This is a genomic window from Azoarcus sp. Soil_N_20, from assembly GCF_057656155.1.
The window spans coordinates 452,146-468,897 of the sequence record NZ_JBDGKX010000002.1 but is presented as its reverse complement, the minus strand read 5'-3'; the positions used below and the strand labels follow the sequence as shown (position 1 = coordinate 468,897).

Annotated in this window: 11 protein-coding genes; 10 read left to right on the top strand and 1 reads right to left on the bottom strand. The window is 66.7% G+C overall.

The features are described from left to right. Positions 1 to 111: 111 nt before the first annotated feature. The 10 genes from cysC to AC3A35_RS06630 all read left to right on the top strand — a co-directional run bounded on the left by cysC (position 112) and on the right by AC3A35_RS06630 (position 14,326). Positions 112 to 744: an adenylyl-sulfate kinase gene (cysC, locus tag AC3A35_RS06675; RefSeq protein WP_487435183.1), complete on the top strand. Its 633-nt coding sequence runs from the start codon at positions 112 to 114 to the stop codon at positions 742 to 744. A 17-nt stretch (positions 745 to 761) separates the two neighbouring features. Continuing rightward, on the top strand, positions 762 to 1,796 hold the full coding sequence (locus AC3A35_RS06670; protein ID WP_487435182.1) for a hypothetical protein: 1,035 nt from the start codon (positions 762 to 764) through the stop codon (positions 1,794 to 1,796). Positions 1,797 to 1,944: 148 nt separating this feature from the next. Next, the gene (locus AC3A35_RS06665) at positions 1,945 to 2,532 is read left to right on the top strand and encodes a class I SAM-dependent methyltransferase (RefSeq protein ID WP_487435180.1); all 588 of its coding nucleotides are present in this window, start codon (positions 1,945 to 1,947) and stop codon (positions 2,530 to 2,532) included. After that, positions 2,529 to 3,338, top strand: coding sequence for a sulfotransferase (locus AC3A35_RS06660; RefSeq protein WP_487435179.1), 810 nt, complete (start codon positions 2,529 to 2,531; stop codon positions 3,336 to 3,338). The genes AC3A35_RS06665 and AC3A35_RS06660 overlap by 4 nt, the downstream gene beginning before the upstream one ends. A 10-nt stretch (positions 3,339 to 3,348) precedes the next feature. Beyond that, entirely contained in the window at positions 3,349 to 4,554 is a 1,206-nt protein-coding gene (locus AC3A35_RS06655) for a DegT/DnrJ/EryC1/StrS family aminotransferase (RefSeq protein ID WP_487435178.1), read from the top strand. Next, the gene (locus tag AC3A35_RS06650) at positions 4,551 to 5,756 is read left to right on the top strand and encodes a DegT/DnrJ/EryC1/StrS family aminotransferase (RefSeq protein ID WP_487435177.1); all 1,206 of its coding nucleotides are present in this window, start codon (positions 4,551 to 4,553) and stop codon (positions 5,754 to 5,756) included. Before AC3A35_RS06655 ends, AC3A35_RS06650 begins: the two co-directional genes overlap by 4 nt. Beyond that, positions 5,753 to 6,484, top strand: coding sequence for a WbqC family protein (locus tag AC3A35_RS06645; protein WP_487435176.1), 732 nt, complete (start codon positions 5,753 to 5,755; stop codon positions 6,482 to 6,484). The genes AC3A35_RS06650 and AC3A35_RS06645 overlap by 4 nt, the downstream gene beginning before the upstream one ends. Then, positions 6,471 to 9,044, top strand: a complete 2,574-nt coding sequence (locus AC3A35_RS06640) for a glycosyltransferase (protein ID WP_487435175.1) — start codon at positions 6,471 to 6,473, stop codon at positions 9,042 to 9,044. The genes AC3A35_RS06645 and AC3A35_RS06640 overlap by 14 nt, the downstream gene beginning before the upstream one ends. Before the next feature lie 84 nt (positions 9,045 to 9,128). Beyond that, positions 9,129 to 10,601 carry a methyltransferase gene (locus tag AC3A35_RS06635; RefSeq protein ID WP_487435174.1) on the top strand — a complete coding sequence of 491 codons (1,473 nt, stop codon included), beginning with the start codon at positions 9,129 to 9,131 and terminating at the stop codon, positions 10,599 to 10,601. Next, on the top strand, positions 10,586 to 14,326 hold the full coding sequence (locus tag AC3A35_RS06630; protein ID WP_487435173.1) for a glycoside hydrolase family 99-like domain-containing protein: 3,741 nt from the start codon (positions 10,586 to 10,588) through the stop codon (positions 14,324 to 14,326). The genes AC3A35_RS06635 and AC3A35_RS06630 overlap by 16 nt, the downstream gene beginning before the upstream one ends. Here AC3A35_RS06630 and AC3A35_RS06625 read toward each other — a convergent pair whose 3' ends face one another. Beyond that, positions 14,327 to 16,657, bottom strand: coding sequence for a tetratricopeptide repeat protein (locus AC3A35_RS06625; RefSeq protein ID WP_487435171.1), 2,331 nt, complete (start codon positions 16,655 to 16,657; stop codon positions 14,327 to 14,329). Positions 16,658 to 16,752: the final 95 nt, after the last annotated feature.

Genomic DNA, 16,752 nt, shown 5'->3' with positions numbered 1-16,752 from the left:
GTAACATCCGGAACGCGCCGGGCGGGTGCCCGGCGAGGACATGGGGCTGTGCAGAAACTCGCACCATGTCGAACCCCTCAACGAATCGATCTTGATTCCTACGTTCCAGAGATGAAATCGGAAAACGTCTCCACCCACTCGTCGCTCGTCGGCCGCGAAGCCCGTTACCGGCAGAACGGACACCGCAGTGCCATCGTGTGGCTGACCGGACTCTCCGGTGCAGGGAAATCCACCATCGCGTTTGCGGTCGAGAAAAGGCTGCATTCCCTCGGATGCCGGACCTACGTCCTGGACGGCGACAACCTGCGCCACGGCTTGTGCGGTGACCTGGGTTTTTCCGGCGCGGACCGTAGCGAGAATATTCGCCGCATCGGCGAGGTGGCAAAACTCATGATGGATGCAGGCATCATCACCCTGGCCGCATTCATCTCCCCGTACCGGGCTGATCGGGAGCAGGCACGGGCCATCGTGGCACACGGCGAATTTCTGGAAGTGTATTGTCGCTGCGATCTTGAAGTCTGCATGGAACGGGACGTAAAGGGGCTCTACAAACTGGCCCTAGCGGGGAAGATAGGGAACTTCACCGGCATCTCCTCGCCTTACGATCCACCACCGGAACCGGAATTGACCCTCGACACGATGAGCAACGACGTGAACGCCTGCGTCGATCAGGTGCTAGGCCTGCTGTATGCCCGTGGGCTGCTCCCGGAGCACCTGGCTCGGAACCTGGAGCCGGGCCGGTAAGGGGCCGTGATCGATCCATGCCGATCCTGAGCCATGCGCGCGCGAGCGTCATCGAACACGCAAGCTGCGTAGTACACATCGGCGCGCCGAAAACGGGCTCGACCGCGCTCGAGGCTTTTCTCGGCGCCAACCGCGCCGCACTCGGAAACGACGGCATTCTTTATCCGGCGTCCATCGAACGCGGGTTTGCCCATCACGACCTCGCCTTTCTCGTCTCCGGCGGCTACCCGGAATGGGCGACCCCGCAGGAACGCTCGCTCGACGCGCTGCTCGACGCCCTGCGCATCGAGGTGGATGCGCACCCGCGGTTTCGGCGGCTCATCCTGAGCAGCGAGAATTTCTACTGGCTGGCCCCGCCGGAAAAGGTTCGCGATCTCCTCGCCGGGCTGGGCCATGCGGCCGGCCGTGTGGCAGTCGTGGTCTATGTCCGCAGGCAGGAGGACGCGATCGAGTCGTGGTACAACCAGGTCGTCAAGGCGCAAGGCTATGCGGGGACTTTCCTCCAGTGCATCGCCGAATTCGATGGCTTGTGGGACTACTCCAGCCGTCTCGCACGATGGGCCGACGTATTCGGACATGAGCGGATCGTGGTGCGGACCTACCCCGACGACAGCGCAACCGCATTCGATGTACGGCACGATTTCACCGGGCTTCTCGGGCTGGATCCCGCGCACTACGCGTACGCGCCGGAGCGTCCGAATCAGAGATTGCTGCGGGATCTGCTCGAGTTCCAGCGCACCATCAACCAGCTGCCGCTGGGCACCATCGACAAGCGCCGCTTTCACAAACAGCTGATCGCGCTGTCGCACACCGCCCCGGGCACGCTGCTGGCTGATGCCCCCCTGCATACGCGGGCGACCAGGCAAAGCGTGCGTGAGCGCTACGATGCGGGAAATCGACAGCTTGCCCGGTGCTTCTTCGGACGCGAAATGCTCTTTCCCGCGGTCGCGGCGCCCGCTCCGGTCGATGCGGCGCCACCGTCGCCGTTAAGCGCCGAAAAGCTGGCTTGCATCTTCGCCTGGCTGATGATGAGCCAGCCCCGGGACCACTAGCCCCCTTCGACCACCGCCACCGATGAACGAACCAAGGCCTGAGAACGGCAGCTACGAAGCGCATGCACTGACCTGCGATGCCGATGACTTGTGGGGGCAGGTCAAGCGCACGGTCAACGGCAGGCCGCTCCCCGACGCGCAGATCGCCATGATCGTCGATACCGTTTCCACGCTGCTGGACCTCCAGCCGTGTGACCGTCTGCTCGATCTGTGTTGCGGAAACGGCGCCCTCTCCCACCATTGGTTCGGCCAGTGCGCGGCGGGGCTCGGCATCGACGCCTCCCCGCGCCTGATCGAGATCGCGAGCGCCCGCTTCGCTACGCGGGAATCGGATCGCTTCGTCGTAGCCGAGGCGCTCGCCTATCTGCGCCGGGATTCGCGCCCGTCGAACTTCACCAAGGCGGTCTGCTATGGTTCGCTGCAATATTTTTCGCGGGAACGCGCCGCAGAGTTGCTGTGCGCGTTGCGGACGGGCTTCGCCGACATCGGTCGCGTCGTGATCGGCAATATTCCGGACCGCGAACGCGCCCCGCTGTTCTTCGCGGCCGACCGCGTGGACGAGGCCGTTCTCGACTCCCCGCTGGAGCCCATCGGGGTGTGGTATTCGATGCGCGAGTTCTCCACGATGGCGCGACAATGTGGCTGGAACTGCGCAACCAGCCTCATGCCCGAGGGCTTCCACGCGGCCCACTACCGGTTCGACGCACTCCTATCCCCACGCGGGTTGAATACATGATGGACAAGCTCATCTGGATTGCAGGCATGCCCCGTTCCGGTACCAACTGGATCGGGCAGATATTTGCGTCCCACCCGGCGGTTCGGTATAAACTCTGCCCACTGTTCTCGTACGACTTCAAGAACGCACTGGACGAAAACAGCAGCGCCGCCGACTGGCACAAGCTGCTTGCGGCGACCTACTCGACCCGCAGCGAGTATCTCGACCAGGAATACCTCCGCCGCGAAACCCTGGTGCCCCGTTTTGCGCAGCGCGATCCGCAGCCGCCGGTGCTCGCGATCAAATCCACCCGCTTCCATCACCTGCTGCCCCGCCTCCTCGAACGGGTTCCCATGGCCCAGGTGGTCGGCATCGTCCGCGACCCCCGTGCGGCGATCCATTCGTGGCTCACCAACCCGCTGGAGTTTCCGGCCGGCGCCGATCCGGGCCGCGAATGGCGCACCGGCCACTGCCGCAAGACCGATGTGGGCGAGTACTGGGGTTTCGACGACTGGAAGAAAGTCGGCAATCTCTACCTCGATCTCGAGCAGCAATATCCGCGGCGCTTCCACCTCGTACGCTACGAGAGCTGGGTCAGGGACCCGCTGGCCGGCGTGCAGGCCGTCTTCCCGGGTGTCGGGCTCGCGCTGCACCCGCAGACCGAACAGTTCCTGCGCGAGTCGCAGACCGACCACCGGGATCACCCACGCTCGGTATTCAAGAGCCCGAGTGTCGCATCGCGATGGGAAGCCGAACTGGACCCGGAAATCGGCAGCGCGATGGTGCGCGAGCTCGAGGACACCCGGCTCGCCTCGTTTCTGTCGTGAGCACGGCCAGATGAATGACAAGCACAGCGTTTCGGAGCTCGCCATCTTCGGCGGCAAACCCTTGTTCGCGCAGGTGCGTCCCATCGGACAGCTTGCGCGCCCCGACCCGGAGCGGTTCTTTGCGCTGGCAAGGGAGTGTTTTTCCCGGCGCAGACTGTCCAACAACGGCCCGATGGTCCAGAAACTGGAAGAGCGCCTCGCCGACTTTCACCAGGTCAGCCATTGCATCGCCTATGCCAATGCCGGACTGGCACTGATTGCACTCATCGACAGCATCGCCGCGGGCCGGACCGGAAACGTCGTGATCCCGACCTTCACCTATACCGGCCTGCCCCATATCGTGCGCTGGGCACGGCAGACGCCGCGATTCTGCGACGTCGACCGCAACACCCACACGCTCACCGCCGAAACGGTATCGGCGGCGCTCGATGGGGACACCCTGATGGTCCTCGGCGTCCATCAGGCCAACAGCCCGTGCCCGATCGACGAACTCGAAGCCCTGTGCGGGGACAGGCGCATCGCGCTCCTGTTCGACTCCGTCCACGGGCTGGGCGCGAGCTACCGTGGCAGGCCGATCGGAGCATTCGGGCGCGCCGAAGTCTTCAGCCTGCACGCCACAAAACTGCTCAACGGTTTCGAGGGCGGATACATCACCACCGCCGATGCTACGCTGGCGGGCCTGCTGCAACGCAAGCGCAATTTCGGCTATACCGGCGAATCCTCGATCGACACCATCGGCCTCAATGCCAAGCTCAACGAACTGCATGCAGCCAGTGCGCTGGCCGCACTCGACGATCTGCCGGCGGTGATCGAGCGCAACCGCCAGCGCTATGAAGCCTATCGCAGCGCTTTCGACGGGATCACCGGGGTCTCCTGGATTCCGTTTGCCGACGGGAATACCACGAACTACGAATTCCCCCTGCTGCAGCTGGCGCACGACTGGCCCCTCGGGCGGAACTGGCTGGTATCGATCCTGCGCGCGGAAGGGGCGCTGGCGCGGCCCTATTACGCCCCTCCGCTGCACCTCCAGGACGATCCCAGACATGCATCGCTCCCCGTCGCCGAGGCCCTGTCGATGCATATCGTGCAGATGCCGGCCGGTGACGCCCTCGAACCGGACGACATCCCGCGGCTCGCGAACCTGGTCGATTTCGTCTATGCCCACGCCGACGAGATCTTCGCCACCATGACCGCCACGGGAGCAGCCGTTCGATGAAGAGCAGGGTCGACCAACTGGCCATCTTCGGCGGCGAGCCGGCATTCGCCGAAGAGATCCCGGTGGGACAGGTCAACCTTCCGGCGTGGGACGATTTCGAACGCATGTTCTCCGGGATATTCGAGCGCGGCTACTACACCAACCACGGCCCGCTCGTGGCCGAACTCGAGGCCGCGATAGCCGGCAAGCTCGGCGTGCGTCACGCGCTCTGCGTCACCAACGGCACCATCGCACTCATGATCGCGGCCCGCGCCCTCGATCTGCGGGGCGAGGTCATCGTGCCCGCGTTCACTTTTCCCGGAACCGTACAGGCCCTGACCTGGGCCGGGCTGGAGCCGGTGTTCGCCGATGTGGACCGATCGACACATGCCCTGTCCGCCGCCACCGCGTCGGCGCTGATCGGCCCCCGGACCGCAGCCATCCTCGGGGTTCACCTGTGGGGACAGCCGTGTGACCCGCAGGGGCTGCAGGCGCTGTGCGACGCGAACCGCCTCGCGCTGTTCTTCGATGCCGCCCACGCCTTCGGCTGCTCGCACGACGGCCGGATGATCGGGAATTTCGGGCGCATCGAGGCCTTTTCCTTTCACGCGACCAAGATCATCAGTGGCGCGGAGGGCGGCTGCCTGACCACCAACGACGACGACCTGGCGATGCGGGTCCGCACCATCCGCAATTTTCATCACTCGGAGACGTTTGCCAACGTCGGCCTGCGCATCAACGGCAAGATGAGCGAGGCCCAGGCCGCCATGGCACTGCTGTCGCTCGATCACTACGACGCCAACCGCGATCACAACCGCACGATATTCGGGATCTACCGCGAGCGTTCGGCGCGCTGGCCCGGGATCCGGCTTTACGATTTCCGCGGCACCGGGCTGCACAATTTCCAGTATGCCGTCCTCGAGACGACCGCCGCGCAGGGTGCCATCGACCGCGACACGCTGGTCGAACTGCTGCGCGGCGAGAACATCCTCGCCCGGCGCTACTTCCACCCCGGGGTGCATCGTCTGTCTCCCTACTCGGAACGTCCGGATTCGGTATCGCTGCCGGTCACCGACGCGCTGTGCCGCCGGACATTGCAGATTCCGCTCGGACCGTGCGTCACCGAGGACGTCGCGCACGGCATTTGCGACATCATCGACCTCGCCACCGGTGAGGCCGCGGCGATCACCGGACGCCGGACACAGCGGCGCGACACACAATGAAACTCGGCATCATGCAGCCCTATCCCTTCCCCTACATCGGCTACTTCGAGCTGATCGCCCGGGTGGACCGATGGATTGCATTTGATGTCGTCCAGTACAACCGGCACAGTTGGATGAACCGGAACCGGATCCTGCATCCCGCGCACGGCTGGCAGTATTTCGGCATACCGGTCCGGAAGGCCGCCCATGGAACCCCGCTCACCGCGGTGTCGGTCGCCGACCGGGACGAGGCCGAACGCAGGATCCTGGCCCAGCTCGACCACTACCGGCGGCGTGCGCCGTACCACGGCGTCGTCACCGACATCGTTCGCGACACGTTCTCGCGCACCCGCTCCGACGGCCTCGTCGCGCTGAGTCTGGCAAGCCTCGCCGCAGTCACCGAGCGGCTCGGCATCCCCTTCGCCGCCGAACGCTGCTCGACGCTCGATCTTGTGCTGGACGATGTCGAGCACGCCGGACAATGGGCTCTGCGCATCGCCTCCGCACTCGGGGCGGACGAATACCTGAACCCGCCCGGCGGCCGTGGGCTGTTCAGGGACGACGAGTGGCGGGCGGCCGGAATCCGGCTGTCCTTCACCCGGATGAACCAACTCCGTTACGACTGCACACCCTACGCCTTTCATGAGAACCTCTCGATTCTCGACGTACTGATGTGGTGTTCGCTCGGCGAAATCAACGCCTATCTATGCAACCCGCGACCGGAAGACGCTCGCCATGAAGAACAATGAGATCGTAAACCCCCCGCACCCGGGAAAACTCGAACTGATCGAAGCCGTGGGACGGGCGATCGACGGCCCGTGGCGGTTCGTCGATCTGGGCGGGCTGTGGGCCGTGCACGGCGCCTATGCGTTCCATGCCCTGTCCCAGCCCGGCTGCACCGGCGGCACGATGGTCGACACCCATCCGACCCGGACCTTTCTCGACGCCCTCGCGCACGAACCGCGGCTCGAGTTCGTCCAGGGCAATTTCGGCGATGGCGCGGTGTTCGACCGCCTCCCCCCGTTCGACGTCGTCTTCCTTTTCGACACCCTGCTGCACCAGGTTCGTCCCGACTGGGACGAGATCCTGCGCATGTACGCCGCACGGGCCTCACACATCCTGATCTTCAACCAGCAATACACCGGCGAGCGGACGGTCCGGCTGCTGGACCTCGGTGAGGATGAGTACTTTCGCAACGTTCCGCATGACCGGAAGCATCCCACCTATGCGGAACTGTTCCGCCGTCTCGACGAACCGCATCCGGTGCACGGGCGCGCGTGGCGCGATGTGCACCACATATGGCAATGGGGGATCACCGACACCGACCTGGCCAGGGCCCTGAAAGCGCTCGGATTCGCCCCGGTCTTCGCTCACAACTGGGGGCAGGTACATCAGCTCGAAAAGTTCGAGAACCATGCCTTCATCTTCGCCCGGACGAACACCGGCCTCGATCGCCTGCGGACGCCGGATGCCGGCGACGCCGAACACTCGGCCATGCCCCCCGCCGCCGCCCCGGACTCACCACCGCCCCGGGTGGCCCCCACCGACCCGTCGCCGCTTCCGGCGTCTGGCGCGTTGCCACCGGTCGCCGAAATTCGCTACGCAGGCAGGCTCGAGGACATGCCGCCGGCCGAGCTGCTGACGCTGCTGCGCAGTTTCCGGCGCGCGCTCTGCCCGGGGGGACGGGTGTACCTCGATGCCCCCGCCGCCGCCGCGGCGCGCCAGACCCTGGCCGAGCGGGCGCGCTACGCCGGGTTCGCGGTTCACCCCGAGAACCCGGATCGGCTCGCCCTGACGGTTCCCGACCACCGCATTCCACCGGATGTGCTGCCGCTGGTGACACTCGCGATCCCGGCGTTCAAACCGGCGTTCTTCGCCGCCTGCCTGGACAGCGCGCTGGCCCAGACCTATCCGAACCTCCACATCCTGGTGTGCGACGACAGCGCCGACGACCGCCTGCAGCGGATAGCCGACGACCTGATTGCGCCCGGCCGGACGATCGAGTGGATCCGCAACCCGCACAACATCGGCGGCCGAGCCAATTTCGCCCAGTGCATCGAACGGGCGAACGGCGAGTTCGTGAAGTTCCTCTGCGACGACGACACGCTCGCACCAGATTGCATCGAGCGCATGGTGGAGGCGTTCCGCCGCGAGCCGGCGGCGACCCTGGTCTTCTCGCGCCGAACCCGCATCGATTCCGCCGGAAATCCGCTCCCCGACGACCAGCACACCGAAGCGCTGAGCGCCGTCGACTGCGTCTTCCGGGGCGAGGAGCTCGCCGGTGCGATCATCGCGCTGCAGGCCAATTTCATCGGCGAGCCGACCACGGTCATGTTCCGCAAGGCCGACCTGGCCTGGATCCAGCCCCATTACGCAAGCTTCGACGGGCATGACGACATCCGCGTGGTCGGCGACATCGCCGCGTGGCACAACCTGCTCTCCCAAGGCGAGGCGGCGTACATTGCCGCCCCCCTGAGCCGGTTCCGGATCCATCCCGGCCAGAACCAGGCACGGGACGAGATCCGCGCCCTGATCGGGGCTTCGTGGGCAAAACTCGAGCAAGGCTCGGGAACCCTGGGATTTGTTCACACACCACACCCCTCGGTCGCGCACCGGCAAGCAGGCGGCACGACCTGGTTGATCGATGCCGAGCTCCCACTCAACCGCCGACTGGGGGCAAGGCGCGCCGCAAGCGGCGACGGCACCGTGCGGCGACCGGATCGCAGCGAGCTCCTGCAGTCGGTAATCGGGTTGATCGACGGGTCCCGCGCGGCCCCACCGGAGAACCCGCCACCGGCCCGGCACAACGACGCCGATCTCGACCGCTACCGGCACGCCGCGGCGGCGATGGTAGCGGGCAGCCTCGAAGAGGGGGCAGAGGCATTGATCGTGCTCGCCGGCGAAGACACGATGGTCTGGGAGGTCTACGCCGATCTCGCCGAATACGCCCTGCGGCAGAACGACATCGAGGCCGCCCTCGCGCTCCTGCAGACTGCGACGAACAAGGCCTCGCCACCGGGCAGGGCGGCGCTGGGCCTGGCGACGCTCCAGGCCGAGACCGGGCGCTTCGAGGACGCGCTGGTGACACTCAGCCCGTATCTGCGGCATCACCCGCAGGATGCGGGCGCCCTGTCCCTGGTCCGCCGGATCCTCGGCCTCGCCGCAGAGCTGTCACCGGTGGCCTGGGCACGCCTGCTGGCCGACCTTCGCCATGAGGAAGCGGTGCTCGCGACCCGTCTCGGGCAGGCGCAAGAGACGATGGCGCGGATCCGGGCGGTCGCGTCAGCGGCCCTGGGCCCGGAGCGATGAAGCTCCACCCCCCGGAACCGCCTTCGGACGCTCCTCGCCGCCCGGCACGATGCGCCGCAATCCGATGAACAAGGAGTTTCACCCATGCCGAATGCCACCCCAGGCACCGAAGACGACCGCTCCCGGCTTGAACTGGCGCGCGAACTCATCGCCCAACAGCGGCCCGGCGAAGCCGCCGAGACCCTGACCGCCCTCGTCCTGGCGGGCACGACTCTGTTCGAACCCTACTACGAGCTCGCATGCCTTGCCGTGCAGCAGGGCGACATCGAGACCGCGATCTCGCTTTTCGGGCTGACGCTGGAGCGCAATGCCGGGTGTGCCCCGGCACGACGGAATCTCGCCCTGCTCCATGGGCTCGAGCACCGATTCGAAGACGCTTTGGCCACGCTCAGCCCGCTCCTGCGCTCGGGCGTGGCCGGCGCCGAGGAGTACAACCTCGTTCGCGAGCTGCTGGGCAAGGCACCGGCGCTCGGTCCGATTGCGTGGGCCCGGTTGCTGGCGGACCTGAAGACGCTTTCGCCGGAACAGAAAGCCGCGATCGACGACCACGCCGAACTCCAGCACCAGATCATTGCGCACAGGAAGGACAAGGACCGGCTGCAGTCGGAAATCGCCGAACTCAAGGCTGAACTCAAATACCTCGCAGCCACCCCCAGCGCCGAGGCCCGCAACGTTGCCTGGCAGCGCATCCGCTCGCTTGCCGACGACGAATGGTTGAACGTGCTGATCCGCAGCGTCGGCACGCCGTCGTATCGTGGCTTCCCGCTACCGGGCTTTCCCGCCGACGGCCTGCAGATCGGCATCGTCGGCTCGAGCAACGAATCCGCACTGCGGGAGGGCTTCAACTTCTACCAGGCGGTGAAAGCCCACTGCGCCGGGAACGCGCACCCGTTGACCGCCGACACCCGCCTGCTCGACTTCGGGACCGGCTGGGGGCGCTACGCACGGATCTTCATGAAGGATATCCACCCGGACAACATCACCGGGGTGGACGTGGACACGAGCCTCGTGCAGGTCTGCCGCGACACCTTCCCCTATTGTCGCTTCGATGCGGTGCCTCCCTTTCCGCCGACGCAACTCGCTGACGACCGGTTCGACCTGATCATCGCCTACTCGGTGTTCTCGCATCTTTCCGAACCCGCCGCGACGGCCTGGATCCGGGAGTTCGCCCGAATCCTGTCTCCTGGCGGAATGATCGCAATCACCACCCAGGCGCGCAGCTTCCTGGCGTACTGCGACCATATCCGGACCTCGGGCGAGATCACCCATCCCTGGCACCTCAAGCTCGCGCAGTCGTTTACCGACCTGGCCGCGTGCCAGTCCGCCTACGACCGGGGAGAATTCCTGTACTCCGCAACCGGCGGCGGAGAGGCTCGCCCGTCGAGCTTCTATGGTGAAGCGCTGATCCCGCCCGCCTTTGTCGAGACGCAATGGTCCCGCTACCTGGACCCGGTCGCGTTCATCGATGACGGCAGCCTGCCCCAGGCCCTGATCATCATGCGCAAGCCCCGCCCAGTCGCCCATCGAGCCGAGCACGCCGCATGCAGCCCAAACTGATCGCCTTCCATCTCCCACAGTTCCACCCCATCCCCGAGAACGACGCCTGGTGGGGCAAGGGCTTCACCGAGTGGGCCAACGTCACCCGGGCCACCCCCCGCTTTCCCGGCCATCACCAGCCGCAGTTGCCCACCGACCTCGGCTTCTACGACCTGCGCCTGCCCGAGGCGCGCGAGGCGCAAGCGGCGCTGGCCCGTGAGTATGGAATCCATGGCTTCTGCTACTACCACTACTGGTTCAACGGCAAGCGCCTGCTCGAACGTCCGGTGGAGGAGATCCTGGCGTCGGGCAAGCCCGACTTCCCGTTCTGCCTGTGCTGGGCGAACGAAAACTGGACACGGCGCTGGGACGGAGCAGAACAGGAAGTGCTGATCGGCCAGGACTACAACGACGACGACGATCGCGCGCATATCCGCCACCTGATCGAAGCCTTCCGCGATCCGCGCTATATCCGCGTCGATGGCCGCCCGCTGATCCTGATCTATCGCGCGCGCCACCTGCCCGATCCTAAGCGCACCACCACGATCTGGCGCAACGAGGCGCGCAAGGCCGGCATCGGCGAGATTTTCATCTGTCGCGTCGAGAACTTCTTCAACGAGCGCGACGACCCCCACGCGCTTGGTTTCGACGCATCGGTAGACTTCCAGCCCGACTGGATGGCCATCAACGACGACAATCCGAGCGTCGTGTTACCGGACGGGCACTTCGTGGTCGACTATCGCGACATGGTCGAGGCGCAACTCGACCGCGCAGACGTCGGCCACCTTCGCTTTCCCGGCGTCACCCCGTCGTGGGACAACTCCGCGCGTCGCAAGAAAAACGCCTTCATCATCGCCGACAGTTCGCCGGAGGCCTACGAGCACTGGCTCGCCGAGACACTGCGCCAGGTCGCGGACCGCCCCGAGAGCCACCAGCTCGTCTTCATCAATGCGTGGAACGAATGGGCCGAGGGCAACCATCTCGAGCCAGACCAGAAGTTCGGCCGGGCCTACCTGGAAGCGACCCGCCGGGCGTTGGCGCAGACCGCAAACCCGTCCGGCATCAAGTCTCCTCCGCTGGGCGATCCGCTGACCCATGACGGATTCGTCGCCCGGCAGGCCTACGCCAGGTGGCAGTCGGCCCGACGCCTGGGCAAGGCGGTCGCCACCCTCCACGACCAGCGCCTGAACGCCCACCGGCCGCCCCGGATCCGGGTCATCCTCGATGCCACCCGATGCAGCGACGAGGCCCTGTCGCGGTCGCTGAACTCGATCTCCTCCCAGCTCTACGAACATTGGCAACTGGACGTACTGTCGTCGCGGCCGTCGCCGAACATCTCGTCGTCGCGCCTCGGCTGGCACACGATCGATCCGGCGCATGCCGGACCGCGTACTGCCCAGCTGATCGCCGCGTCGGGCGACGCCTGGCACGCACTGGTCAGCGGCGGTGACGCCCTTGCCGAAGACGGCTTGCTGTTCGTGGCGCAACAGCTGATCGATGATCCGGCGTGTTCATTGATCGTCGCCGACGGCGACACCCGCACGGCCGACGGCAGCCCGGTCCGCACCTGGCTGGCGCCGGGGGTCAATGAGGACTGGTTCCGCGCCACCCTTCATATCGGCGGCCTGGTGATCGGCACCACGCAACTCATGCTCGCGGCGCTGCAGGACATCGGCGACTCGCCGACCAATGCCCTCCCGCTTGCGGCGGTGCTGCGCGCCATGGAAGGCCCGCCGCAACACCGCGCCCGGCATCTGCCCCGCATCGCCCTGAATCGCTCGGATGCGCATCCGCCGATTCCGCTCGAGTTCCGCGCCGATCTGCTGCGTATCCACCTCGAGCGGATGGGTGAGGCGGCGCACATCGAACACGGTCTGCTCGACGACACCTGCCGGGTGCGCTACCAACACCCGGACCAGCAAGCACGCGTCGCCATTCTGATTCCGGCATTGGGCACCCGCGAGGACGTCCTGCGTTCGGTCGAGGGCATCCTGTCGCACGGTGGCACCACGCCGGCGACGGTGCTGCTGCCGCTGAGCCCGTCCTGCCCGGAGGCCCTGCGGGCCAGCCTGCAGGAACTCGCCGCGCTCGACAGCCCCCGCATCCGGGTGATCGAAGTCGCCGACGGACCAGCCTCCGAGATCGCCAATCGGCTGGCAGCCCTGGCCGGGACCGAACTCCTGCTGGTCATGGGCTGCGGGCTCGTTCCGCTCGATGACAACTGGCTCGACGACCTCGTCCGGCATGCACTGCGCCCCGGCATCGGCGCGGTGGGCGGGCGCGTGGTCGCCACCGATGGCGCGCTCCACAACGGCTTCATCCGCCTCGGACAGATGGGGGTCGCGGACACGCCGTATCGCGGCATGTCCGCGAACTACGCCGGCAATGGCGGCGAACTGCTGGTCGAGCAGAACTGCGCGGCCGTATCCGTACAATGCCTGATGGTACGCACTGCGGTGTTCTCGGCAGCGGACGGATTTTCCGCCTCGCGCTATCCGGACGAGCACGCCGACATCGATCTCTGCCTTCGGCTCGGTCGCCAGGGCCTGCGCACCCTGTGGACCCCTTTTTCCACCCTGGTCGCGCCGAACCCCGCGCATTCCCCCGTATGGAAACCGCCCCGCGCAGCCGACGCTGCGCTGCTGGAAGACTGGCTGGAAGAGCGGCCCATCGACCCCTACTTCAACCGCCAGTTGACCCGTCACTTCAATCGCCCACGCTTGCAGACCGACATTGCACTCGCGCAGGACTCACTGCCGTGGCATCCGGTGCCGCGGGTCTATGTCCATCCCGCCGACTTCACCGGTTGCGGCGAGGTGCGGGTGGCTGCCCCGCTGCGCGCCCTCACGCGCAGCAGCGCCATCCAGGGTGGCGGCGGCGTGCGCTTTCTCGGTCCGTGGGAAGTCGCCGCGCTCGCCCCCGATACCATCGTCACCCAGCGCATCTTCAATGATCTCGGACTCGAGTGGCTGGCGTCCTACCGCAAGTACGGCCGCAGCCTGCTGATCTACGAGCTCGATGACCTGATTACCCGCATCCCGCGCGACAATGAAACGGGCGGCGGCTTCCCGGCCGACATCGAAACACGAGTCGCCCGGGGAATCGGCATGTGCGACCGGCTCGTGGTCTCCACCCAGCCGCTCGCCGATGCCTATGGCCGCCACGCGAAGGAGACCGTGATCGTCCCCAACCTGCTCGACGATGCGGTCTGGAGCGGGCTCCAGGCACGCCGGACCGAAGGCCCGAAACTGCGCGTGGGCTGGGCCGGAAGTGTCAGTCACGGCGGCGATCTGGCGCTGATCAAGGACGTTGTCCGCACCCTGGCGAACGAGGTGGACTGGATCTTTCTGGGCTTCTGCCCCGATGCTTTGCGCCCCTTCATACGCGAATTCCATCCCGCGGTGCCGATCAAGGACTATCCCGCAGCACTCGCCAACCTGGGGCTCGACCTCGCCGTCGCGCCACTCGCGGCCAATGCCTTCAACGAAGCGAAAAGCAATCTGAAGCTGCTCGAGTACGGCGCCCTCGCCTACCCTGTTGTGTGCAGCAACATCCTGCCCTATCAGGGGCGGCTGCCGGTGGCGCGCGTGGCCAATACGTCCCAGCAGTGGGTCTCGGCGATCCGACGGCTGCTCGCCGATCCCGCCGAACGTCTGGCGCTCGGCGCCGCGCTGCACGCCGAGGTCAAGGCGAACTGGATGCTCGACGCCCGCAGCGCCGAATGGCTCGCGGCGTGGACTCGTTGATCAGGCGGTCACGGTGATGTGATCCGGCCCCAAGCCTGCCGCATGCCGTGACCAGGCCAGTTGCAACCCGACTCCAAGGTGCCTGGCGAAGGCCCCTGCATCGAACAGCGGGCAGCGGGGGCGCCGTGCGGCCAGGCCCTCCCGCAGCACGGCCAGGCGAGCGCGGTCGTCGATCAGATTCATGACCAACGCTTCGTAGTCGGCATCGGTGCCTGCCACCAGCTCGGGCATTCCAGCCGCGCTCACGATGCTCGCCGACACCCGCGACACAAAGCTATCGCCGCAGCGAGCGACCTGTGGCACCCCGACCCACAGCGCATCACTGGCAGTCGTATGTGCATTCACCGGAAACACATCCAGCGCCAGGTCAGCCGCGGCAAGGCGACCGAGATGGTCGCTTGCTGCCATCCGCGGCGCCCACACCAGCCGGACCGGATCGATGTCGGCAGCGACGGCGGCCTGGTGCAAGGCATCCTTCACCATCGGCGGCGCGTCCAGCAGCCACAGCACTGAATCCGGTCGATACGCCAGCAGCCGCAGCCACAGGTCGACCGTGCTGCGGGTGATCTTGTACGGCTGATGGAACGCAGCCAGCACCAGGGCGTGTTCGGGTAGCCCCAGGGCTGCGCGTGGCAAACGCGGGCCGATGACGCGATGACCGTCATTGGGCTGATAGCTGCCGGGAAGCCGCAATACCTTCTCGCTGTAGCCCGCCTCCGCTCCCGCCGGGATCACCACCTTGTCGCCGATGATGTAGTCCATCCACGACGCGCCCAGGGTACCGGGGTAGCCCAGCCACTGCATCTGCACCGGCGCCGGACGGTGGGCAAGGATTCCGCTGCGGTAACCCTGGGTCCAGCCTTTCAGGTCGATGGCGATATCCACGCCGTCGGCCTGCATGCGTTGCGCAGCGTCGAGGTCGGACAGGCCCGCCACCGGCACCCAGTCCGGAATCGCCCGCAACAGCCGGCGACGGTAATCGTCATCGGCCGGCGGACTGTAGTCGTAGGCGATAAGCTGAAAGCGCTTGCGATCCAGCACCTCCAACACGCCGGTGAGCAGATGGGCCGTGGCGTGGTCGCGAAAGTCGGAGGACAGGAGGCCGATACGCAGACGACCATCGTGGCGCGGCACAAGACGCGCCGGCAAAGCCGCACGGTCGGCGAACTGTGCGGCAAAGTGGCCGGCGATGCGGCGTTGCGCGGTCGCACCGGCACCGGGCGTCGTCAAATAGGCAAAGGGCGACGGACGATGGCCGATCGCCGCCGACAGGCTGCCGTCGTCCGCCAGTTGCCGGGCCAGTTCGTCCTCGAGCAGTTCGGCCCCTTGCCAGTCGAGTACCTGCCGGCAGGCATGCGCGCCCTGCAGCAGCCACTCGGGCCGCGGAGATCGCTTGAGCGCTTCGATGTAGGCCTCGCGGGCCGTTTCATGCGCTCCCAGGTCGCCGCACACGCAGCCGAGGTTGTAATAGGCGTCGACGCACTCGCCATCGCAGGCGAGTGCGCGCAGATACGCTGCCTTTGCCTCCTCCCAGGCGCCGGCGTCGCGCAGTGCGGTGCCGAGATTGTTGTGCGCCAGCGCCCACTGCGGCGCCAGCTCGGCGGCACGCTCGCCGGCCGCAATCGCATCGGCGAAACGGGCCCGTTGGCGCAGCACGACGCACAGATTGGACCAGCTGACGGCATCGTCCGGCGCCAGTCGTAACGCCAGGCGCAGCATGGCTTCGGCTTCGTCCTTGTCGGCTGCCGGATCGTCGAGCAGCAGCGCGCCCAGCATCCCCGCCGCGCCGGCATCGTCGGGCAGATGGTCCAGATTCAGGCGGCAAAATCGAATCGCCCGCGCGGGATCATTGAGTTCCAGCACCAGCTCCCGGCACAGGCGGGCCAGGTCGCCGTCGCCCGGGGCCGCTTCATACGCCCACCAGAACTCGTCGAGGGCCTCGGCCCGGCGCTGCTGTTGCAGCAGTACGCAGCCGAAGTTGTATCGCGGCGTCGCCGCATCCGGGGAAAGCGCGATCGCCTGCCGATGGACGTCCACGGATTCGGCGTCGCGGCCGATCGCCGCCAGTGCATTGCCCAGATTGGTCAGGGTTTGCGCATCCTCCGGCAACAGCCGGGCCGCCGCGCGCAGCGCGGCCACCGCCTCGGCGCTGCTGCCCAGCATGTGCAGCGCACTGCCGAGCAGCTTGTACGCCGGACCGAAGGCCGGAAGGCGCGCGCTCAGGTCTCGCGCGATGGCGACCGTGTCGCGGTAGCGCCCGGCGGCGAAATGGTTTGCCGCCACGCTCAAGGCCTCCCGGTCGCGTGTCGATAGAGCAATGGGACCAGCCATGAAGCACCTACCTCCGGGCATGAATGAAGTCCGCTTATGTTAACCGCGGGCGGCCCCCGTCGCGCGCCGGCCCATCGTCACCGAAGGGCCCATTG